This is a genomic window from Rhizobium rosettiformans, from assembly GCF_016806065.1.
Lineage (GTDB): Bacteria > Pseudomonadota > Alphaproteobacteria > Rhizobiales > Rhizobiaceae > Allorhizobium.
In genome coordinates, this window is sequence record NZ_CP032405.1 from 375,215 (window position 1) to 395,080 (window position 19,866).

Here is a 19,866-nt window from a genome sequence, read left to right on the forward strand (position 1 = left end):
GGAGGTCCGCCATGATCCGCATCGTCTTTCTCGACCGGGACACGCTGTCGCCGGAAACCGTGGTCCGCGCGCCCTCCGTGCCGCATGAAATGGTGGTCCATGCCCGCACCGCACCGCATGACGTGGCGGAGCGCATCCGCGACGCAGATGTGGTGATCACCAACAAGGCCCCTGTCCGTGCCGAGGCTCTGGCTGGTGCTGCGAAGCTGAAACTGATTGCCGTCTCCGCCACCGGCACCGACATTGTCGATCTTGCGGAAGCCAGGACGCGAGGCATCGCCGTCTGCAATATCCGCAATTATGCGAAACACACGGTGCCCGAACACACCTTCGCGCTGATGCTGGCGCTGCGCCGTTCGATCCTGCCCTATCGCCAGTCGGTGATCGAGGGACGCTGGCAGCAGGCCGCGCAATTCTGTTATTTCGATTACCCCATCGCGGATCTCGGCGGCTCGACGCTCGGCATCATCGGCCATGGCACACTCGGCCAGTCCGTCGGGCGCATCGCCGAGGCCTTCGGCATGACCGTGCTGGCCGCCGGTCGTCGCGGCGCAACCGACCTCAAACCCGGCCAGACGGCTTTCGACGAGGTCCTGAAGCGCTCTGACGTCATCACCCTGCACTGCCCGCTGACACCGGAAACGCGCGGCGTGATCGGCATCAGAGAATTCGCCCTGATGGAGCGCCGCCCGCTGCTGATCAACACCGGACGCGGAGGCCTCGTCGATGAACTGGCGCTGGAAAAGGCCCTCGATACCGGCCAGATCTCCGGCGCCGGCTTTGATGTCACCGATGGCGAACCGCCCGCAGCCAACAGTCCGATGATGCGGATTGCATCACGCGAAAACGTCATCCTCACCCCGCATGTCGCCTGGGCAAGCCGCGAGGCGATCCAGGCGCTGGCCGACCAGCTGATCGAGAACATCGAGCTCTTTCTAGCCGGCACGCCCCGCAATCTTGTTGGCTGATCCAACCAAGGCAGCAGAAGCCTGTCGCATCGGGATACCCCCCTCTGGCCTGCCGGCCATCTCCCCCACAAGGGGGGAGACTGGCTGAATCGCTGGCCCGCTCACATTCCGTTGGCGCCGCAAAGGGATCGGCAAACGCGGCGCTCCGCTCTCCCCCCTTGTGGGGGAGATGTCACGCAGTGACAGAGGGGGGTATCCCTATGCAACCCCCCACCCCTTGCCCTTTGGCCGCAACGCATATCTAACTCTCTCAAAAGACACATGGGAGGACGGCATGCGGTATCTGGAGGCGGACTATCAGGGCGAGGAAATCCTGACGGCGAAAAAGGGCGCGCTTGGCCTGATCGCCCTCAACCGTCCACGTGTGCTGAACAGTCTCTCCCACGACATGGTCCTCGCCTTTGGCAAGGCGCTCGATGCCTTCGAGGCAGACCGCCAAGTGGCCGCCGTCCTCGTCACCGGCGAAGGCGAACGCGGGCTTTGCGCCGGCGGCGATATCAGGATGTTCTATGAAAGCGGCAAGGCCGGCGACACCAAGGCCTCCGAATTTCTCAAGGCCGAATACCGCCTGAACGCCCGCATCGCCCGCTTCAAAAAGCCCTATGTCGTCGTGATGGACGGCATCACCATGGGCGGCGGCGTCGGTGTCTCCAGCCATGGCAGCCACCGCATCGTCACCGAAACCACGAAACTCGCCATGCCCGAAACCGGCATCGGCTTCTTCCCCGACATCGGCGCCACCTGGCTTCTCTCCCGCGCATCCGGCGAACTCGGCACCTGGATGGGGCTAACAGGTGAAGCGGTGAACGGCGCTGACGCCATCACCGCAGGCTTTGCCGACTGGTTCGTTCCGCAGGACCGGGTGGCCGAACTGCTGGAGCGGATCGCCGCCCTCCCCGCACCCGCTCTCGGGGCAACCATCGCCTCGATCATCCGCGACTACACGGTGGACGGCCCGACCGGCATCTTTTCCGAAGGCCGCACCATGATCGACCGCTGCTTCGCCTTCGACACGGTAGAGGAGATCATCGCCGCCCTCGAAGAGGAAGGCAGCGAACTCGCGACGCGCACCCTCATCGCCATGCGCGCGAAGTCACCGACCAGCCTGAAGGTGACGCTCCGCATGCTGCGCGAGGCCCGCCGCTCCAAGGACCTCGAAACCTGCCTCGAACGCGAATTCGCCGGCACCTGCCAAGTGGTCAAGGTACCCGACTTCTACGAAGGCATCCGGGCTGCGATCATCGACAAGGACCGCAACCCGAAATGGTCCCCGGCGACGCTGGAGGATGTGGCGCCGGAGAGTGTCGAGGCGTTTTTTGTCGCGAGAGATGAGCGGTTGTTTGGGTAGGTTCGAAGAGGCCTAGAGTTCGCGACCGACGGACGGTGAATCCATATGCTCGCGGACAGAGGCGTTAAGCTGGGCCAATTGATCCGCGCCGACCAAGAGCTCGGCCAGGGTATAACGTCGGATTGAGCGGTCAACCGGCCGACCGATCAAAACACCATCCTGTACATCGAGCGTGAGAAGGTCACCGGGCTCGACATTCAAGCGCCGCAGAAGTGCGGACGGAATGCTGAGAATAGCCGAGTTGCGTTGTCTGCGGATCTTTTTCTTGAACGGCATGACACTCTCCATTTGCACCAACTCGACCTCGCCGCTTCAAGATTGGGCGCAACATCCGGAAGATAACTCATTACGGCGATCGTGTCCCGTAACGAGCCGTCAGGAGTCTACCGCTTTGCACCAGAAGCGGACATTCAATCGACTTCGTCTGCTGTTGCTACCTTCGCCCGATTTTGTGCCATCACGGCCAGCATATGCTCGCCCCACGCTGAGAATTCCGGCAATCTCTTACTGAAAGTGGAGAGATTCATTACGTAAACATGATTAGATACGCGCCCGTAATTTCCCGAGTGATAGTTCTGAACATAGAGAACCTCATCAATTTCACTAGCCACCAAGGTATCCCCGCCTTGCTCGAAAAAGCATTCGTAAAGGGGGCCATCAACCACCATCATTGGAACGAAGAAACAGATATCGCCAGAGAGGTCGGAGTAGACTTCTTCGCAATTGTCTCTCTCGTGGATGGCGGCTTTAAAGGCTGAAATTACGCCCGATTGAATTTGCTGTGTCTGGCCACTTTTGAAACACGAGTACGACCTTGCTACTCGCTCTACCGCTGCCATTGGACGCATTGCTTCGATAGCCCCGTAGCTCAGAACGAATCTATCAACGTTGTTTTTCCAGTGAAAGATACCGTAGCCTGACGACCCGTCGTAATCGCTCTTTCTGTTTGTGTAGAAAATGAAGGGATCAGCAGTCTTTTTAACCTCTATGCAGAGCGAAATCATGCATGTAACTTCCGGCTTTTCTTTTGTGCTGGCGAAAATCTTGTAGGCCCGAATATCTAGCTCGCGCGCCTTTCCTTCATCCTTGTCAATAAAGTAGACATTTTGGCTCGGCCTCCAATTCGCGTTGTCCAAAATAGACGCGGCCAGCAACTCCGTAGCGAACCCTGCTTTTTCCGCAGCTTCAATGATCTTTTCTAATGGAATGGGCATCACCGACCTTATCAAGTGAATTGGCAGACTAGCTCACGTAGCACGGCAGCGATTGCGAAGGGGCATTTCGTTTAACTGGCAGGCCAGCAAAGGGCCGAATGCAGCCGACGGTGTGCCTAGTTGCAAGTGTAGAAATACCCCCCTACTCAATCTCATACGGCATCGGGTTCCTGACCCGGTGATCCACCACCAGCTTCCTTTTCAGCGGCGGCACGGCGCGGCTGGTGCATTTGACGCGCTCGCAGATGCGGCAGGAAATGCCGATCGGGTCGAAGGCGCCGCGGTTGGAGAGGTCGAGGTCGTCGGCATAGACGAAGGCGCCGGCATAGGAGATCTCGCAGCCGAGTGCCAAGGCGTAGCGCGGATTGGCGGCGCGGAAGCCGGCGGAGCCTTTTGATACCTGCGTCGCGATGCAGAGATAACGCACGCCATCGGGCGTTTCCGCCGTCTGGCGGATGATCCGGCCGGGCGTCTCGAAGGCCTGATGGGCGTTCCACAGCGGACAAGCCGCCCCGAAGCGGGCGAATTGCAGGCGCGCCGCACTATGCCGCTTGGTGATATTCCCGGCCCGGTCGATGCGGGCAAAGAAGATCGGCACGCCCTTCAGCCCCGGCCGCTGCAGCGTCGAGAGGCGGTGGCAGACCTGTTCGAGCGAAGCCTCGAAGCGGGCGGCGAGCAGTTCGATATCGTGGCGAAGGTCCCGAGCGGCGGTGAGGAAGCTGCGATAGGGCAGGATCAACGCGCCGGCGAAATAATTGTGAAGCCCCATGCGACAGATCTCGACCGCCTCTTCGCTGCGGAAATTCGCCTGTTTCAATACCTGGTCGATCTTCGGGGCAGCGGCCAGCTGGGCGATCTGGATGGCGATCTGGAAATCGCGGGTGGGGGCCGAGGCATAGCGACTGACGGTGAGGATCCGCCCCACCGGATCGAAGCGGCGGATCGCCTCATCACCCGCCTCGCCGCGCACGACGCGCACGCCATGCCGCGCTTCGAGATGGCCTGAAAGAGCCGCGTAATTCTCCCCCTCGCCGAGCTTCAGCTCTGTCGCCAGCTGCTCGGCGGCGAGGTCGAGATCGTGGATGTAATTGTCGACGAAGTGGAAGAAGTCGCGCACCTCGTCATAAGGCGTCACCTCCTGGCTGGGCGCCGCCCCCAGCCGGTCGTCGAGGCTTGCCAGCTGCTCGTTGCCGCGCCGGTAAGCCTGATGCGCGGCAATCAGCGCATGGGCAAAACCGGGCGCATTCTGGGTGACGAGCTTCAGCTCCTGCAGGCTCGGCGAATAGGTCTCGAACAGAGGGTCGGATAGCGCCTCCGTCAGCGCAGAGAGCAGCCGGTCGTTCTGGCCTGAGGACAGCTCGGTGATATCGATGCCGAACTTTTCCGCCAGCGACAAAAGCACCGAGGCCGAGACCGGGCGCTGGTTGTTTTCGATCTGGTTGAGATAGCTGGTGGAAATGCCGACCATATCGGCAAACTGCGCCTGGGTTGCCCCATTCGCCTGGCGGATGTCGCGGACCTTGCGGCCGATGAAGAGTTTCCCGATGGCCATTTCGCAAATTCGCAATTTTCACTTTGCAAATTCATAAATCCACAGATGCACCTGTTCAACCGTTTTCTTCTGCGGCACAGTGGAATAGGTGTCACATCAAGGCTCTGAAGCCAAAAGACCATTCGGGAGGACATATGCTGACGATCCTGGACCAGCTCGAAGCCCGTCGCGACGAGGCCCGCCTCGGCGGCGGCGAAAAGCGCATTGCCGCCCAGCACGGCAAGGGCAAGCTGACCGCCCGAGAGCGCATCGAGGTCCTGCTCGACGAAGGCTCGTTCGAAGAATACGACATGTATGTCACCCATCGCTGCGTGGATTTTGGCATGGCCGAACAGAAGGTGCCGGGCGACGGCGTGGTTACCGGCTGGGGCACGATCAACGGCCGCCAGGTCTACGTCTTCTCCCAGGATTTCACCGTGCTCGGCGGATCGCTGTCGGAAACCCATGCCCAGAAGATCTGCAAGATCATGGACATGGCGATGAAGGTGGGAGCGCCCGTTATCGGCCTGAATGATAGTGGCGGCGCCCGCATCCAGGAAGGTGTCGCCTCGCTGGCCGGCTATGCCGATGTCTTCAAGCGCAATGTCGATGCCTCAGGCGTCATCCCGCAGATCTCCGTCATCATGGGCCCCTGCGCCGGCGGTGCCGTCTATTCGCCCGCCATGACCGATTTCATCTTCATGGTGCGGGATAGCTCCTACATGTTCGTCACCGGTCCCGACGTGGTGAAGACCGTGACCAACGAGATCGTCACGGCGGAAGAACTCGGCGGCGCCTCGACGCACACGAAAAAGTCCTCCGTCGCCGATGGCGCCTATGAGAACGATATCGAAGCCCTGGAACAGGTCCGCCTGCTCTTCGATTTCCTGCCGCTCAACAACCGCGAAAAGCCCCCCGTTCGCCCCTTCCATGACGATCCCTCGCGCATCGAGATGCGGCTGGACACGCTGATCCCCGACAGCTCCAACAAGCCCTATGACATGAAGGAGCTCATCCATGCGCTGGCCGACGAGGGTGATTTCTTTGAGATTCAGGAAGCCTTCGCCAAGAATATCATCACCGGCTTCATCCGCATGGAAGGCCAGACGGTCGGCGTCGTCGCCAACCAGCCCATGGTGCTGGCCGGCTGCCTCGACATCGATTCATCGCGCAAGGCCGCCCGCTTCGTCCGCTTCTGCGATGCCTTCTCGATCCCGATCCTGACGCTGGTCGACGTGCCCGGCTTCCTGCCCGGCACCGCCCAGGAATATGGCGGCGTCATCAAGCACGGCGCCAAGCTCTTGTTCGCCTATAGCCAGGCGACCGTGCCGATGGTGACCCTGATCACCCGCAAGGCCTATGGCGGCGCCTATGACGTCATGGCCTCCAAGCATATCGGCGCCGATATCAACTATGCCTGGCCGACGGCGGAAATCGCAGTCATGGGCGCCAAGGGGGCGACCGAAATCCTCTACCGTTCGGAACTCGGCGACGCAGAAAAGATCGCGGCGCGGACCAAGGAGTACGAAGTCAACTTCGCCAACCCCTTCAAGGCCGCCGAACGCGGCTTCATCGACGAAGTGATCATGCCGCATTCCTCCCGCCGCCGGATTGCCAAGGCCTTTGCGAGCCTCAGGAACAAGCAGGTCGGCACGCATTGGAAGAAGCACGACACGATCCCGTTGTAAGCATGCATTGAGAGTGGGCAAGGACAGCACGGAAGGCCTATATACCTCTCGGCGCGCCCGAGGCGCATCACCGAGAAAGGATCCGATTTCATGACCGAGACAAAATTCCCGCCCGAGAAGAACCTGCCCGCAGGCTATCAGCCGCCGAAGGTCTGGATGTGGGAGCCCGGCAATGGCGGCGCCTTTGCCAGCATCAACCGCCCGATTGCGGGTGCGACGCATGACAAGGAACGCCCGGTCGGCAAACATCCGCTACAGCTCTATTCGCTGGGCACGCCGAACGGCCAGAAGGTGACGATCCTGCTCGAGGAACTGCTGGCGGCAGGCCATGAAGGTGCTGAATACGATGCCTGGCTGATCAATATCGGCAAGGGCGACCAGTTTTCCTCCGGTTTCGTCGAGGTCAATCCCAATTCCAAGATCCCGGCCTTGATGGACCATGCGCCTGTTGATGGCGGAGAGCCGATCCGGCTGTTCGAGAGTGCCTCGATCATGACCTATCTCGCGGAGAAATTCGACGCCTTCCTCCCGACCGAGACTCGCGCCCGCGCTGAAACATTGAACTGGCTGTTCTGGCAGATGGGCTCCGCACCCTTCCTTGGCGGCGGCTTTGGCCATTTCTACACCTATGCGCCGATGAAGATCCAATATGCCATCGACCGCTACGCCATGGAGGTGAAGCGCCAGATGGATGTGCTGAACCGCCACCTCGCCGACAACGAGTTCATGGCTGGCAAGGATTACACGATTGCCGACATGGCGATCTGGCCCTGGTATGGCCGGCTTGCCCTGCATGGCGCCTATGACGATGCCGGCACCTTCCTCTCGGTCGACGAATACGAACATGTCCAGCGCTGGACGAAGCAGCTCGCAGCCCGCCCGGGTGTGAAACGTGGCGCGATCGTCAACAAGACCTCCGGCCCGCTTTCCGAACAGCTGCATGAACGCCACGATGCCTCCGACTTCGATACGATGACGCAGGACAAACTGGCCGGTCAGGCGTGAGGAGAAAACCATGAGCAAAGCGCCCGACATGATCAAGCATCGGGGTTTTCCATCCGGCATGCCGGGGACCGGTGTGCAATTCACCATTCGCCGCGCCAACGACAAGGGTGTCACCCCGATCAAGACCCTGCCGCGAAAGGCGCGACCGGGCACGAAGGAGCACCGGATCGACGCTGCCTTTCTGCATGCGCTCTGGCACCAGTTCGGGGCAGAACCATTCGTCCGCGGCAATCTCGATGCAGCCCGCCTCAGCCTGTTGTTTGGTCGCGAGGTCGTGGCCGTCAACAAGGACTTCGACCCTCACTCCTATGACGAAATGCTTGTCATAAACGAGCGCGTCGCCCGCAAGAGCTTCCCGGAATCCTTCGAAGACGTGTTTGAGGTGTAACGTCATGGCAAAAGATCCGCTCATGCCGAAACATCAGGGCTTTCCCTTGGGATTGCCCGGAACGCAATGGCAATACACGATCCGTCGGCCAAACCCGAAGGTCACGCCCGTCACCAACTGGCCGCGCCACCGCACCATGGACCAGACGGTGGCACTCGCCGACCTCGGCTTCATGCAAGCGCTCTGGCAGTATTTCGGCACCGAACCTTTCGAGCGCGGCAATCTCGACGGTGAACGCCTCTGCCGCCTCTTCGGCCGCGAAGTGATTGCCGCCGAGCGCGGTTTTGATCCGCAATCCTACTTCGCCAAGCTCAAGATCAACGAGCAGCTGGCGCGGAAGAACTTTCCGGAAGCCTTTGGCGAGGTGAAGGACGAAAAGAGCGTGGCGAAAGGCTTGAAAAAGAAGGTCAGGGAATAGCGGGCATGCCGACACTCCTTCTCTGGAAAGGACATCGTTTTCTTTTCTACTCGAAGGAAATTGGCGAGCCGCCACATATTCACGTCCTGAAGGACGGAAAGCAGTTGAAAGTGTGGTTGCGGGATCTCGGTGTTGCCCGCAACGCAGGCTTCGCGGCACATGAGGTGAATGCTATCCTCAAAGTCGTCGCGGAACACCGGCAGGGTTTCGAGGAGGCGTGGAATGACCACTTTGGACATTGATGAGCGGCAACTGCAAGTCCGCTCCGTGGACGTCACGGACGACAGCATCATCTTCGACATGATGGATGGGCGCAGGATCGTGGCGCCGCTCTGGTGGTATCCGCGCCTCGCCAAGGCCTCTCCCGAGCAGCGTGCCAAGGGTGAGATTCTCCCCTTTGGTGACGCCGTCGGCTGGGAAGAGATCGACGAATACATCAGCGCCAAGGCGCTCATCATCGGAGGTGCCGCTCCCGGCGCCGTCCCACCTGCTCAAGCTGCCGAGTGACAACAATGATCCAGAAAATCCTCATCGCCAACCGGGGCGAAATTGCCTGCCGGGTCATCAAGACCGCGAAGAAGCTCGGCATCAAGACGGTGGCCGTCTACTCCGATGCCGACCGCAATGCGCTGCATGTCGAGATGGCCGATGAGGCGGTGTTTATCGGCCCGGCGCCGTCGAACCAGTCCTATATCGTCATCGACAAGATCCTCGATGCGATCAGACAGACCGGCGCCGATGCGGTCCATCCCGGCTATGGCTTCCTCTCGGAAAACGCTGCCTTTGCCGAAGCGCTGGAAAAGGCGGGCGTAACCTTTATCGGCCCGCCGGTTGATGCAATCCAGGCCATGGGCGACAAGATCACCTCGAAGAAGCTGGCAGCCGAAGCCGGTGTTTCGACCGTGCCCGGCCATATGGGCCTGATCGCGGACGCCAACGAGGCGGTCAAAATCTCCGATCAGATCGGCTATCCCGTGATGATCAAGGCTTCCGCCGGCGGTGGTGGCAAGGGCATGCGCATTGCCTGGAATGCCGAAGAGGCCCGTGAAGGCTTCCAGTCGTCGAAGAACGAGGCGAAGAATTCCTTCGGTGACGACCGCATCTTCATCGAGAAATTCGTCACCGAACCGCGCCATATCGAAATCCAGGTGCTCGGCGACAAGCACGGCAACACGCTCTATCTCGGCGAACGCGAATGCTCGATCCAGCGGCGCAACCAGAAGGTCATCGAAGAGGCCCCCTCGCCCTTCCTCGATGCCGCCACCCGCAAGGCCATGGGCGAACAGGCAGTCGCCTTGGCAAAAGCCGTCGGCTATCACTCCGCCGGCACGGTCGAGTTCATCGTCGATGGCAAGGAAAACAAGTTCTACTTCCTCGAGATGAACACCCGCCTGCAGGTCGAGCATCCCGTCACCGAACTGGTGACCGGCCTTGATCTCGTCGAGCAGATGATCCGCGTCGCGGCCGGCGAGAAACTCTCATTCGGCCAGGAGGATGTGAAGCTCAATGGCTGGGCCATCGAAAGCCGGCTCTATGCCGAAGACCCCTATCGCAACTTCCTGCCCTCGATCGGTCGCCTCACCCGCTATCGCCCGCCGGCAGAGGGCACGACGGCCGAGGGCACCGTGGTTCGCAATGACACCGGCGTCTTCGAGGGCGGCGAGATCTCGATGTATTACGACCCGATGATCGCCAAGCTCTGCACCTGGGCTCCCGATCGCCTGACCGCCATCGACGCGATGTCGGAAGCGCTCGACAGCTTCGAGGTCGAAGGCATCGGCCACAATCTGCCCTTCCTCTCGGCGGTGATGAACCAGGATCGATTCCGCTCAGGCAAGATCACCACGGCCTATATCGCCGAGGAGTTCAGGGACGGGTTTAGCGGCGTGACGCCGGATGCCGCCTCAGCTGAAAAGCTCGCTGCCATCGCCGCGGTGATCAACCATCGCCTGCAGGCGCGCGCGATCCAGATCTCCGGCACGATCGGCAACCATACCCGCAAACTCGGCAAAGACTGGGTCGTCAATCTGGCCGGTAGCGACCACGCGCTGGCCGTCACCGAAGGCACCGGCAACACGCGTGTCGCATTCGAGACCGGCAACGAGATGGTGGTCGCCACCGACTGGCAGCCCGGCCAGACACTGGCAACCGTCGACATCGGCGGTGACACGCTCGCGGTGAAGGTCGACCTCAAGGGCCCCGCCATCCGGCTCCGCTGGCGCGGCATGGATTTGACCGTCCGCGTCCGCTCGCCGCGTGTCGCAGCGCTTGCCAAACTCATGCCGGAAAAACTGCCGCCGGATACGTCGAAGATGCTGCTCTGCCCGATGCCGGGCGTGATCACCGGGGTGGCCGTGAAGGAAGGCGAGACTGTCGAAGCCGGTCAGGCGCTCGCCACCGTCGAGGCTATGAAGATGGAAAACATCCTGAAGGCAGAACGCCGCGGCACGGTGAAGAAGATCGTCGTCAAGCCGGGCCAGAGTCTGGCGGTCGATGAGTTGATCATGGAGTTCGAGGGGTGAGGACGCCGTCGGCAATTGCGGTCGGGGTCCCCCCCTCTGTCGGCTATGCCGACATCTCCCCCACAAGGGGGGAGAGTGGCCGCTCGCGTTCCGCCTACCTCACACACTTAACCCTAAGCGTGGGGCAACAGGCCGGCCCCACCCCATTCTCCGCCCTTGTGGGGGAGATGTCCGGCAGGACAGAGGTGGGTACCCGCGCGGTACGCCGGCAGACGAAGAAAAGCCGCCTAGGACAGCCGCTTCAGCATATGCCGCTGATGGTCCTGCCCGCCGAAGAAGACGGCAAGGACGTGAACGACTTTAGCTGCCTCGTCTATACGGAAATAAATGACAGCATTGTCTTTCGAAAAGTGTCGAAGGCCGAAGCCAAGGCCTGCATCGAGCGTGCCGCGATGTGGATAGGCGGCCAGCGCAAACATGTCTGCCGTTATTCCGCGAACCCGCTTCCCCGCCCGCTCATAGGCAACCTGCAATTCGTCGCCGAAGCCAAGATAGGTGCTTACCAGGTGGTCGAAGATTGCATCGAGATCTTGGATGCTGTCTTTGGTACGCCTGATTTCATAGGCCATACTCGACCTTCTTGCGCGCGATCATCTCCTCGATCTGCACTCGGCTCTCTTCTTCCGAGAGAAATGGCCCTTCCATCCGACGCAGAAGAAGAGCACGCAACGCTTCCTGATCCTCTTCCCGCATCTCCGTCTCTTCGCGCACCAGATCAAGCCCCCGCTCGACGACGGCGGCAAGGCTTGGAAAATGGCCGTCCTCGACCAGCTTGCGTGCGAATTCCGCCTGCTGGGGCGAGAGCGAGACAGAGGCTTTCACGGTCATGGCAAGGCGCTCCGGTTGAGCTTCTAAGAATAACCCGACCCCGAAATTCCGTCAAACAGACCTCCCTCGGCGAACCGCCGAACCGCGCAGCCTTCAGATAAGGATCGCATCGATGACCAAGAAAACCATCGCCGACTGGCAGGCGCTTGCCGAGAAGGAATTGAAGCGTCCGGCGGACAGCCTCGTCTGGAACACGCCCGAGGGCATTCCGGTGAAGCCGCTTTATACGGCAGACGACATTGCCGGCATCGGCCATCTCGAGAGCCTGCCGGGCTTTGCCCCCTTTGTGCGCGGGCCGCGCGCCACCATGTATGCAGGGCGGCCATGGACAATCCGGCAATATGCCGGCTTCTCGACGGCGGAGGAGTCGAATGCCTTCTACCGCAAGGCGCTTGCCGCAGGTCAGCAGGGCGTCTCGGTCGCCTTCGACCTCGCCACCCATCGCGGCTATGACTCGGATCATCCGCGCGTCGAGGGCGATGTCGGCAAGGCGGGTGTGGCGATCGACTCGGTCGAGGACATGAAGATCCTGTTCGACGGCATTCCATTGCAGGACATCTCCGTGTCGATGACCATGAATGGCGCCGTCATCCCGATCCTCGCCAATTTCATCGTCACCGGCGAGGAACAGGGTGTCTCGCGCGACAAGCTGTCCGGGACCATCCAGAACGACATCCTCAAGGAGTTCATGGTCCGCAACACCTATATCTATCCGCCCGAACCCTCGATGCGGATCATCGCCGACATCATCGAATATACGGCGAAGGAGATGCCGAAGTTCAACTCGATCTCGATCTCCGGCTATCACATGCAGGAGGCGGGTGCGACGCTGGTGCAGGAGCTTGCCTTCACGCTGGCCGATGGGCGCGAATATGTCCGGGCCGCTATCGCCAAGGGCCTTGATGTCGACGCCTTTGCAGGCCGCCTGTCCTTCTTCTTTGCCATCGGCATGAATTTCTTCATGGAGGCCGCGAAACTGCGCGCCGCCCGCCTGCTCTGGACCCGCATCATGCAGGAATTCGAGCCGAAGAAGGCGTCTTCCCTGATGCTGCGCACCCATTGCCAGACTTCGGGCGTTTCGCTGGCCGAACAGGACCCTTACAACAACATCGTCCGCACGGCCTTCGAGGCGATGTCGGCCGTGCTCGGCGGCACCCAGTCGCTGCACACAAACTCGTTTGACGAGGCGATTGCGCTACCGACGGAATTCTCCGCCCGCATTGCCCGCAACACCCAGCTGATCCTGCAGCACGAGACCGGCGTGACCAAGGTCGTCGATCCCCTCGCCGGCTCCTATTATGTCGAGAGCCTGACCAATGAGATGGCGGAAAAGGCCTGGGCGCTTATCGAGGAGATCGAGCAGCTGGGCGGTATGACCAAGGCCGTCGACGACGGTTTGCCGAAGCGCCTGATCGAGGAGGCCGCGACCCGCAGGCAGGCCGCTGTCGATCGCGCAGAAGAGGTGATCGTCGGCGTCAACAAATACCGCCTCGAAAACGAGGAACCGATCGATATCTTGCAGATCGACAACACCGCCGTTCGCCTGTCGCAGATCAAGCGCATTGAGCAGACGCGCCGACAGCGCGACCCGAAGCGGGTGAGCGAAACACTCGCCCGGCTGACCGAGGTCGCAAAGACCGGCGAAGGCAACATCCTCGAAGCCGCCGTCGACGCGGCGCGTGCCCGGGCCACCGTTGGCGAAATCTCGGATGCCATGCGCGCCGTCTTCGGCGATCACGTTGCCGTGCCTGAAGTGGTGCATGACATCTATGGCAAGGCTTACCAGGGCGATCCAGAAATGGTGACGCTGTCGACCCGCCTCAAGGACTACGGCAAGGCGGCCTCCAAGCCGCGGATACTGATCGCCAAGCTCGGCCAGGATGGCCATGACCGTGGCGCCAAGGTCATTGCGTCGGCCTTTGGCGATATCGGCTTCGATGTCGTGGCAGGCCCCCTGTTCCAGACGCCGGAGGAAGCGGCGGATCTCGCCGTCGCCAACAAGGTCCAGGTCGTCGGCATGTCCTCGCTTGCTGCCGGCCACAAGACGCTCGCCCCGCAGCTCGTCGAGGCACTGAAGGCCAAGGGCGCCCACGACGTGATCGTCGTCGTCGGCGGGGTCATCCCGCGCCAGGATTATGAATTCCTGCTGGAGCACGGCGTCTCCGCCGTCTTCGGTCCGGGCACCAATGTGATGGATGCCGCGCGCTCGGTGCTTGACCTTCTGGAAGGCCGCCTGCGAAACAGTTGAGACGCAGGCAGCGCTCGGGGAGGAGCATGGAGACCTACGATTACATCGTCATCGGCGCCGGCACCGCCGGCTGCCTGCTGGCCAACCGGCTCTCTGCCGATCCGTCACGCCGCGTGCTGCTGCTCGAAGCCGGCGGCAGCGACAATTATCACTGGATCCACATCCCGGTCGGCTATCTCTACTGCATCAACAATCCGCGCACCGACTGGTGCTTCAAGACGGAAGCAGAGGCTGGGTTGAACGGCCGCGCGATCGGTTATCCCCGCGGCAAGGTGCTCGGCGGCTGCTCCTCGATTAACGGCATGATCTACATGCGCGGCCAGGCCCGTGACTATGACCAGTGGCGCCAGATGGGCTGTGAAGGTTGGGGTTGGGATGATGTTCTGCCTCTGTTCAAGAGAACCGAGGACTTCCACCGGGGGGCCGACGACAAGCATGGTGCAGGCGGCGAATGGCGCGTGGAAAAGGCCAGGCTGCGATGGGACGTGCTGGAAGCTTTTCGCGAGGCGGCCAAACAGGCCGGTATTCCGGAGACCGACGACTTCAATCGCGGCGACAACGAGGGCTCCGGCTTCTTCGAGGTCAACCAGCGCTCCGGCATCCGCTGGAACACGGCGAAAGCCTTTCTGAAACCGATCCGCCACCGGAAGAACCTGACGATCCTCACCCGCGCCCATGTCAAGCGGCTGACGGTCGAGGGCGATCGCGTGACCGGCGCCGAAGTGCATCACGACGGGGAGCTGAAGCGCTTTGCCGCCCGCCGCGAAGTTGTTCTCTCAGCCGGCGCCATCGGCTCGCCGCAGATCCTCGAACTCTCCGGCATTGGTCGCGGCGATGTCCTGCAAAATGCAGGGATTGAGACCGTCTGCGAGGTACCCGCCGTCGGCGAAAACCTGCAGGACCACCTGCAACTCCGCCTCGTCTTCAAGGTCAATGGCGTGCCGACGCTTAACGAACGGGCCTCCAGCCTCTACGGCAAGGCGATGATCGGGTTGGAATACGCGCTACGTCGTTCAGGCCCCATGTCCATGGCGCCGAGCCAGCTTGGCATCTTTACCCGCTCCGGCCCGGACAAGGAAACCGCCGATCTCGAATACCATGTACAGCCGGTCTCGCTCGACAAGTTCGGCGATCCCGTTCACCCCTTCCCGGCGATGACGGCGAGTGTCTGCAATCTCAGACCCGAAAGCCGGGGCTCGGTGCACATATCGGGTCCGGACTTCGCCGCCCAGCCGAAGATCGCGCCGAACTACCTCTCGACATCAGGCGACCGCGACGTCGCCGTCCGGTCGATCCGGCTTACCCGCCGCATCGCGTCCCAGCCCGCCTTTGCCCGCTATCAGCCGGAGGAATATCGTCCCGGCCCAGCGCTCGAAAGCGATGCGGAGCTGGAGAAGGCGGCCGGTGACATCGGCACGACCATCTTCCACCCCGTCGGCACCTGCCGCATGGGTGCGGATCCGGACAGCGTGGTCGATCCGCGGCTACGGCTACGTGCACTGAAGGGCCTGCGCATCGCGGACGCCTCGATCATGCCGACCATCACCTCGGGCAACACCAATTCCCCCACTCTGATGATCGCCGAAAAGGCGGCCGCGATGATCCTCGAAGATCACCGCTAACCGCCGATATCAGCTGCGGTCGTCGGCATTCGCCCCGAGCAGCTTCGGCAGATCGCCGAAGCGGGCAACGAGGCCGAAGATGATGGCGGCCACCGCCACGAACAGGATCGTCACCGACGCCATCACAGGCGTGTAGCCGTAGCGCAGCGCGTTGAAAATCTTGATCGGCAGCGTCTCCATCACGAAACCGACCGTCATGTAGGCGACGATGTATTCGTTGAGCGATAGCACGAAGGCAAAGGCATAACCGGAGACGAGATAGGGCGCGATCAGCGGCAACACGACCGTGCGGAAGATGGTCCGGTCATCGGCGCCCATGGTGGCAGCCGCCTCGACCAGCGAGCGGTCGATCGCGGAGAAACCGAGCGACAGCGTCACCAAGGGAAGCGTCACGAAGAAGATCGCGTGGCTGATAACCGCCGTCCAGGGCTGGCCGTAGAAACCGGTCGCGGCCCAGAAGGTGAGCAAACCCAGCGCCGTGATGACGGGCGGCAGCGTAAAAGGCGCGATGCCGAGCAGCTGGAAGACCTGTGCCCAGGGCGCAAGGCGCCGCCAGAGGAACCAGGCAAGCGGCAGCGCGATGGCAACCGCCAAAGCGGCCGCGCACAGCGCCAGAATGACCGAGGCGAACAGCGCCGCACGCCAGCCGGGATCGGTGAAGATCGCGCCATACCACGAGAGCGAAAAGCCCTGCGGCGGGAAGTTGAGGCTCTGCTTGGCATTCACCGAGACGCCGGCGACAACGACGATGGGGGCCGCGAGGAAGATGCCGATGAGGGTGAAATAGAGACGGGTCAGGGCCTTATTCATGCTGCCTCTCCCTTGCGACCGATCAGAAGAGTCAGCGCCACCATGCCAAGCGTGACAAGCACGAGGAACACGGCCATGGCAGCCGCAAACGGCATGTTGGACTGGTAGATCGCCTGGTCGGTGATCAGCACCGACAGCGTCCAGTGCGAGGGACGACCAAGGATCTGCGGCAAAAGATACGAGCCGAGCGCGAAAATGAAGACCATGATCAGCGTGGCAATCAGCGTATTGCGCAGCGCCGGCACGACGACCGTGAAGAAAGCCCTGAGCGGCGAGGCCCCGAGTGTTCGCGCCGCTTCGGTCAACGTCGGGTCGAGCCGGACAAGGGCGGGATAGAGCACGAGCACGGTATAGGGCAGCGCCTGATAGGTCATCCCCGTGAGCACCGCGCCGAAATTCGGCATGAGCGCCACGGGGCTTTCCATCAAGCCGATCATCACAAGCAGATTGGTGATGCCGGCGGTGCGCGAAAACAGCGTCGACCAGGCAAAGCCGATGATGACTTCCGAGAGCGACAGCACGGAGAGCAACGCCACCAGCCACAGCACCTGCGCTTTGCGCGACATGCGCGCCAGCAGATAAGTGAATGGCAAGGCGAGCACGACGCAGACCACGGCGACGGCAATCGCAAGCCCCAGCGAGAAGCTGAGTACGCCGCCGAAGAAGAATGACAGGAAACGGGCATAATTGTCGAAGACGAAATCCGGCGAATAGAAGCCGGTCGGGTCCCGCTTGAAGAAGGAGACGGCAATCATCGTCGCGAAGGGCACGACGAAGAACAGAATCAGCATGCCCGCCGGAAAGGCGAGCGGCGCATAGTCGAGTGCGGTTTTCGGGGGCTCGCGTCTCATGCCGACAACACCACGGCGGTTTCAGGATCGATGACGATGCCGACATCCTGGCCGACAGCGACGACCGGCCGCTCGCGCGGTGTCGAGACGGCGACGACTTCGGTGCCGGAAACGTCGAGGAAGGTCTCGATCGTGCCGCCGAGATCGCGGATGAAAGTGACCTTGCCGGTGATGCGGCCGTCGCCGGGGGCCGCGAGCTTCACATCCTCGGGGCGAACCGAGAGGCTGGCCTGCCCCTGCCCCGACGGCGCCGATATGCCGGCGACGGCATGACCGAGCACCAGCGCTGTACCACCCTGCGCGTTCAGCGGCAGGAGATTGGTCGAACCGATAAAATCGGCCACGAAGCGGTCAGCGGGTTTGCGATAGATCTCGATCGGGCTCGCCGCCTGTCGGATCTTGCCGCCATTCATGACAACGACGGTATCGGCCATGGTCATCGCCTCCCGCTGGTCATGGGTCACGACAATCGTCGTGATGCCGAGCTGCTGCTGCAGCTTGCGCAGCTCGACCTGCATCGCCTCGCGCAGCTTGGCATCGAGCGCCGAGAGCGGCTCATCGAGCAGAAAGAGTTTGGGCGAGATGGCGAGCGCCCGGGCAATCGCCACGCGCTGCCGCTGGCCGCCTGAGAGCTTGTGCACGGGCCGGTCGGCATAGCCAGTCAGGTGGATCATCGAGAGCAGCTCGTCAACGCGCTTCACCTGCTCCTCACGACCGATGCCTCGGATGCGCAAGGGATAGGCGATGTTCTCGCCGACGGTCAGATGCGGGAAAAGCGCCAGCGACTGGAAGACCATACCGAGATCGCGCTTGTGCGTCGGCACCTGGGTGATGTCCTTACCATCCAGCACGATCGCACCATTGGTCGGGCTGTCGAGCCCGGCGATCATGCGCAGCAATGTGGTCTTGCCACAGCCGGAGGGGCCGAGTAGGCAGACGAAGGTGCCATGCGGCACGGAAAGCTCGACCTGATCGACCGCCGTGAACGGGCCGAACTGCTTGGTGACGGAATTAAGGGCGAGGCCGGACATCATGTCTCCGAAATCAAATGGTGCAGGCTCGAAGCCCTTTGGCGCGGCAATAGCATCTCACGCCCGAATTGTCTTGCAAACGCTGAGCAGTCCCATGAGGCGCGACACGCGTCAGTGATTGGGGCTTTGCCCCTCACCCTACCCTCTCCCCGCCTGCGGGGAGAGGGGAAGTTGGCCTTGAGCGAGCCGCGTATTTCCTTCTCCCCGCGAGCGGGGAGAAGGTGCCGGCAGGCGGATGAGGGGCGAGCCTCTGCCGCTATCAACCGACGATCAGCTCGGTCCACTTCTGGTTCAGCCAGTCCGACTTGGTCTGGTAGAGATCATAACGCGGCGTGATCGGCTCGATGTCAGAGGAAACGGCGGCGAATTCTTCTGCCGTCAGATCGAGCAGCTCGCGCTTGACCGTCGGCGCCGTGCCGACCTTGCGCGACAGGGTCGCCTGAACCGAAGGCTGGCACATGTAGTCGATGAAGATATGCGCTTCCTCGGTCTTGGCCGAAGCGCGCGACAGAGCCCAGCAACCGGAGTCCTGAATGCCGCCTTCCTTCGGGAAGGTCGAGCGAACCGGCTGGCCGTCCGCAGCGGCAAGGCCCGTGACGTCGTGGTAATACTGGCCCATCGGGATTTCGCCCGACTTCAGCGACTGCTCGAACTGTGCCTCGTCGCGATACCAGAGGCGCACATTCGGCTTCACTTCTGCAAGCTTCTCCAGCGCCTTCAGGATACCCTCTTCGGTATCGAGCGCGTTGGTGCCGCCCATAAAGGTCTTGGCTGTCACTTCCAGCAAGAAGGAGTTGGAGACAAGCGCCAGAAGGCCGAGCTTGTCGGCATTCGCCGGATCCCACAGGGCTTCCCAGGAGGTCGGGGCTTCCTTGTAAACATCGGTATTGGTGACCAGCGTGATGTACCAGGCAACGGCACCGACGCCGGCGACGCGTCCATCCGGATACTTGTTGACGAAGCGGTCGATCAGGCCCGAGGCATTGCTGATCTTGGCCATGTCGATCGGCGCCCAGAGCTCGGTCGCCTGGCCCTTGAGCATCGCGACCTGCGACATCATCGAGAGGTCGGCGGGTGCCTGGCCAGCCTTGGCGGCCTGTTCAAGCTGCACGAGCCAGGCTTCACCGGTCGGCTCGGCGATGGATTCGACGGCGATGCCGGTTGCCTTGGTGAATTCCGGGAAGATGTTCGCGTCGAACGAGTCCTTGAAGTAGCCGCCATAGACGCCAATCTTGATCGACTTGTCCTGGGCGCGTAGGATCGACGGCATGGCGAGCGTGCCAGCAATGGCGGCAGAGCCCGCGAGCACGCCGCGCCGGCTGACGGAAGTGGAGAAAATGTCTTTCATGGTCCTGTTCCCTTGGTTGTTGTTGAGGCGTTTTCGCCCGTTCATC

20 protein-coding genes are annotated in these 19,866 nt (G+C 61.7%); 11 read left to right on the forward strand and 9 right to left on the reverse strand.

The genetic code is table 11. The features are described 5' to 3' along the window. Positions 1-11 precede the first annotated feature (11 nt). On the forward strand, positions 12-968 hold the full coding sequence (locus D4A92_RS01915) for a D-2-hydroxyacid dehydrogenase (protein WP_203017730.1): 957 nt from the start codon (positions 12-14) through the stop codon (positions 966-968). A gap of 274 nt (positions 969-1,242) precedes the next feature. Beyond that, positions 1,243-2,316 carry an enoyl-CoA hydratase/isomerase family protein gene (locus D4A92_RS01920; protein WP_203017731.1) on the forward strand — a complete coding sequence of 358 codons (1,074 nt, stop codon included), beginning with the start codon at positions 1,243-1,245 and terminating at the stop codon, positions 2,314-2,316. Positions 2,317-2,328: 12 nt separating this feature from the next. Here the strand turns inward: D4A92_RS01920 and D4A92_RS01925 are convergent, their stop codons facing one another. From D4A92_RS01925 to D4A92_RS01935, 3 genes are all read right to left on the reverse strand, one after another. Continuing rightward, the gene (locus tag D4A92_RS01925; protein ID WP_203017732.1) at positions 2,329-2,592 is read right to left on the reverse strand and encodes an AbrB/MazE/SpoVT family DNA-binding domain-containing protein; all 264 of its coding nucleotides are present in this window, start codon (positions 2,590-2,592) and stop codon (positions 2,329-2,331) included. 134 nt (positions 2,593-2,726) lie between these two features. After that, positions 2,727-3,530 carry a hypothetical protein gene (locus D4A92_RS01930; protein ID WP_203017733.1) on the reverse strand — a complete coding sequence of 268 codons (804 nt, stop codon included), beginning with the start codon at positions 3,528-3,530 and terminating at the stop codon, positions 2,727-2,729. A gap of 142 nt (positions 3,531-3,672) precedes the next feature. Beyond that, on the reverse strand, positions 3,673-5,082 hold the full coding sequence (locus tag D4A92_RS01935; protein ID WP_203017735.1) for a helix-turn-helix domain-containing protein: 1,410 nt from the start codon (positions 5,080-5,082) through the stop codon (positions 3,673-3,675). A gap of 134 nt (positions 5,083-5,216) precedes the next feature. Here D4A92_RS01935 and D4A92_RS01940 point away from each other — a divergent pair, with 134 nt between their 5' ends. From D4A92_RS01940 to D4A92_RS01970, 7 genes are all read left to right on the forward strand, one after another. Continuing rightward, positions 5,217-6,749, forward strand: a complete 1,533-nt coding sequence (locus D4A92_RS01940) for an acyl-CoA carboxylase subunit beta (protein ID WP_203017737.1) — start codon at positions 5,217-5,219, stop codon at positions 6,747-6,749. 90 nt (positions 6,750-6,839) lie between these two features. After that, positions 6,840-7,754 (forward strand): glutathione-dependent disulfide-bond oxidoreductase, encoded by a 915-nt coding sequence (gene yghU / locus D4A92_RS01945; RefSeq protein ID WP_203017739.1) that lies wholly within the window; start codon positions 6,840-6,842, stop codon positions 7,752-7,754. A 10-nt stretch (positions 7,755-7,764) separates the two neighbouring features. After that, positions 7,765-8,142, forward strand: a complete 378-nt coding sequence (locus tag D4A92_RS01950; RefSeq protein WP_069043317.1) for a hypothetical protein — start codon at positions 7,765-7,767, stop codon at positions 8,140-8,142. 4 nt (positions 8,143-8,146) lie between these two features. Continuing rightward, positions 8,147-8,560: a hypothetical protein gene (locus D4A92_RS01955; RefSeq protein WP_203017741.1), complete on the forward strand. Its 414-nt coding sequence runs from the start codon at positions 8,147-8,149 to the stop codon at positions 8,558-8,560. A 5-nt stretch (positions 8,561-8,565) separates the two neighbouring features. Continuing rightward, positions 8,566-8,802, forward strand: coding sequence for a DUF4160 domain-containing protein (locus tag D4A92_RS01960; RefSeq protein ID WP_110792574.1), 237 nt, complete (start codon positions 8,566-8,568; stop codon positions 8,800-8,802). Beyond that, complete coding sequence (locus D4A92_RS01965; protein WP_203017743.1) at positions 8,783-9,067, forward strand: DUF2442 domain-containing protein; 285 nt, start codon at positions 8,783-8,785, stop codon at positions 9,065-9,067. The genes D4A92_RS01960 and D4A92_RS01965 overlap by 20 nt, the downstream gene beginning before the upstream one ends. Positions 9,068-9,072: 5 nt before the next feature. Next, complete coding sequence (locus D4A92_RS01970; protein WP_203017745.1) at positions 9,073-11,082, forward strand: acetyl-CoA carboxylase biotin carboxylase subunit; 2,010 nt, start codon at positions 9,073-9,075, stop codon at positions 11,080-11,082. A 227-nt stretch (positions 11,083-11,309) separates the two neighbouring features. Here D4A92_RS01970 and D4A92_RS01975 read toward each other — a convergent pair whose 3' ends face one another. Together D4A92_RS01975 and D4A92_RS01980 are read right to left on the reverse strand one after the other, a co-directional pair. Beyond that, positions 11,310-11,651, reverse strand: coding sequence for a type II toxin-antitoxin system RelE/ParE family toxin (locus tag D4A92_RS01975; protein ID WP_203017747.1), 342 nt, complete (start codon positions 11,649-11,651; stop codon positions 11,310-11,312). After that, positions 11,641-11,910 (reverse strand): type II toxin-antitoxin system ParD family antitoxin, encoded by a 270-nt coding sequence (locus D4A92_RS01980; RefSeq protein ID WP_203017749.1) that lies wholly within the window; start codon positions 11,908-11,910, stop codon positions 11,641-11,643. Before D4A92_RS01980 ends, D4A92_RS01975 begins: the two co-directional genes overlap by 11 nt. A 112-nt stretch (positions 11,911-12,022) precedes the next feature. On the opposite strand from D4A92_RS01980, the gene scpA reads away from it, so the two are divergent. Both scpA and D4A92_RS01990 read left to right on the forward strand, forming a co-directional pair. Then, on the forward strand, positions 12,023-14,158 hold the full coding sequence (scpA, locus tag D4A92_RS01985; RefSeq protein ID WP_203017751.1) for a methylmalonyl-CoA mutase: 2,136 nt from the start codon (positions 12,023-12,025) through the stop codon (positions 14,156-14,158). Positions 14,159-14,184: 26 nt separating this feature from the next. Next, positions 14,185-15,780, forward strand: coding sequence for a GMC family oxidoreductase (locus tag D4A92_RS01990; RefSeq protein ID WP_203017753.1), 1,596 nt, complete (start codon positions 14,185-14,187; stop codon positions 15,778-15,780). Positions 15,781-15,789: 9 nt separating this feature from the next. On the opposite strand, the gene D4A92_RS01995 is transcribed toward D4A92_RS01990, so the two are convergent. The 4 genes from D4A92_RS01995 to D4A92_RS02010 all read right to left on the reverse strand — a co-directional run bounded on the left by D4A92_RS01995 (position 15,790) and on the right by D4A92_RS02010 (position 19,820). Continuing rightward, entirely contained in the window at positions 15,790-16,590 is an 801-nt protein-coding gene (locus D4A92_RS01995) for an ABC transporter permease (RefSeq protein WP_054147922.1), read from the reverse strand. Next, on the reverse strand, positions 16,587-17,441 hold the full coding sequence (locus D4A92_RS02000) for an ABC transporter permease (protein ID WP_006724683.1): 855 nt from the start codon (positions 17,439-17,441) through the stop codon (positions 16,587-16,589). Before D4A92_RS02000 ends, D4A92_RS01995 begins: the two co-directional genes overlap by 4 nt. Then, positions 17,438-18,472, reverse strand: a complete 1,035-nt coding sequence (locus tag D4A92_RS02005; RefSeq protein WP_203017755.1) for an ABC transporter ATP-binding protein — start codon at positions 18,470-18,472, stop codon at positions 17,438-17,440. The genes D4A92_RS02000 and D4A92_RS02005 overlap by 4 nt, the downstream gene beginning before the upstream one ends. A 259-nt stretch (positions 18,473-18,731) precedes the next feature. Continuing rightward, the gene (locus D4A92_RS02010; protein WP_203017757.1) at positions 18,732-19,820 is read right to left on the reverse strand and encodes an ABC transporter substrate-binding protein; all 1,089 of its coding nucleotides are present in this window, start codon (positions 19,818-19,820) and stop codon (positions 18,732-18,734) included. Positions 19,821-19,866 lie beyond the last annotated feature (46 nt).

What these genes read in the sequence shown, in the direction of transcription:
- D4A92_RS01915 (WP_203017730.1), top strand. Translation starts at nt 12, where the DNA reads ATGATCCGCATCGTCTTTCTCGACCGGGACACGCTGTCGCCGGAAACC.
- D4A92_RS01920 (WP_203017731.1), top strand. Translation starts at nt 1,243, where the DNA reads ATGCGGTATCTGGAGGCGGACTATCAGGGCGAGGAAATCCTGACGGCG.
- D4A92_RS01925 (WP_203017732.1), bottom strand. Translation starts at nt 2,592, where the DNA reads ATGCCGTTCAAGAAAAAGATCCGCAGACAACGCAACTCGGCTATTCTC.
- D4A92_RS01930 (WP_203017733.1), bottom strand. Translation starts at nt 3,530, where the DNA reads ATGCCCATTCCATTAGAAAAGATCATTGAAGCTGCGGAAAAAGCAGGG.
- D4A92_RS01935 (WP_203017735.1), bottom strand. Translation starts at nt 5,082, where the DNA reads ATGGCCATCGGGAAACTCTTCATCGGCCGCAAGGTCCGCGACATCCGC.
- D4A92_RS01940 (WP_203017737.1), top strand. Translation starts at nt 5,217, where the DNA reads ATGCTGACGATCCTGGACCAGCTCGAAGCCCGTCGCGACGAGGCCCGC.
- yghU (WP_203017739.1), top strand. Translation starts at nt 6,840, where the DNA reads ATGACCGAGACAAAATTCCCGCCCGAGAAGAACCTGCCCGCAGGCTAT.
- D4A92_RS01950 (WP_069043317.1), top strand. Translation starts at nt 7,765, where the DNA reads ATGAGCAAAGCGCCCGACATGATCAAGCATCGGGGTTTTCCATCCGGC.
- D4A92_RS01955 (WP_203017741.1), top strand. Translation starts at nt 8,147, where the DNA reads ATGGCAAAAGATCCGCTCATGCCGAAACATCAGGGCTTTCCCTTGGGA.
- D4A92_RS01960 (WP_110792574.1), top strand. Translation starts at nt 8,566, where the DNA reads ATGCCGACACTCCTTCTCTGGAAAGGACATCGTTTTCTTTTCTACTCG.
- D4A92_RS01965 (WP_203017743.1), top strand. Translation starts at nt 8,783, where the DNA reads ATGACCACTTTGGACATTGATGAGCGGCAACTGCAAGTCCGCTCCGTG.
- D4A92_RS01970 (WP_203017745.1), top strand. Translation starts at nt 9,073, where the DNA reads ATGATCCAGAAAATCCTCATCGCCAACCGGGGCGAAATTGCCTGCCGG.
- D4A92_RS01975 (WP_203017747.1), bottom strand. Translation starts at nt 11,651, where the DNA reads ATGGCCTATGAAATCAGGCGTACCAAAGACAGCATCCAAGATCTCGAT.
- D4A92_RS01980 (WP_203017749.1), bottom strand. Translation starts at nt 11,910, where the DNA reads ATGACCGTGAAAGCCTCTGTCTCGCTCTCGCCCCAGCAGGCGGAATTC.
- scpA (WP_203017751.1), top strand. Translation starts at nt 12,023, where the DNA reads ATGACCAAGAAAACCATCGCCGACTGGCAGGCGCTTGCCGAGAAGGAA.
- D4A92_RS01990 (WP_203017753.1), top strand. Translation starts at nt 14,185, where the DNA reads ATGGAGACCTACGATTACATCGTCATCGGCGCCGGCACCGCCGGCTGC.
- D4A92_RS01995 (WP_054147922.1), bottom strand. Translation starts at nt 16,590, where the DNA reads ATGAATAAGGCCCTGACCCGTCTCTATTTCACCCTCATCGGCATCTTC.
- D4A92_RS02000 (WP_006724683.1), bottom strand. Translation starts at nt 17,441, where the DNA reads ATGAGACGCGAGCCCCCGAAAACCGCACTCGACTATGCGCCGCTCGCC.
- D4A92_RS02005 (WP_203017755.1), bottom strand. Translation starts at nt 18,472, where the DNA reads ATGTCCGGCCTCGCCCTTAATTCCGTCACCAAGCAGTTCGGCCCGTTC.
- D4A92_RS02010 (WP_203017757.1), bottom strand. Translation starts at nt 19,820, where the DNA reads ATGAAAGACATTTTCTCCACTTCCGTCAGCCGGCGCGGCGTGCTCGCG.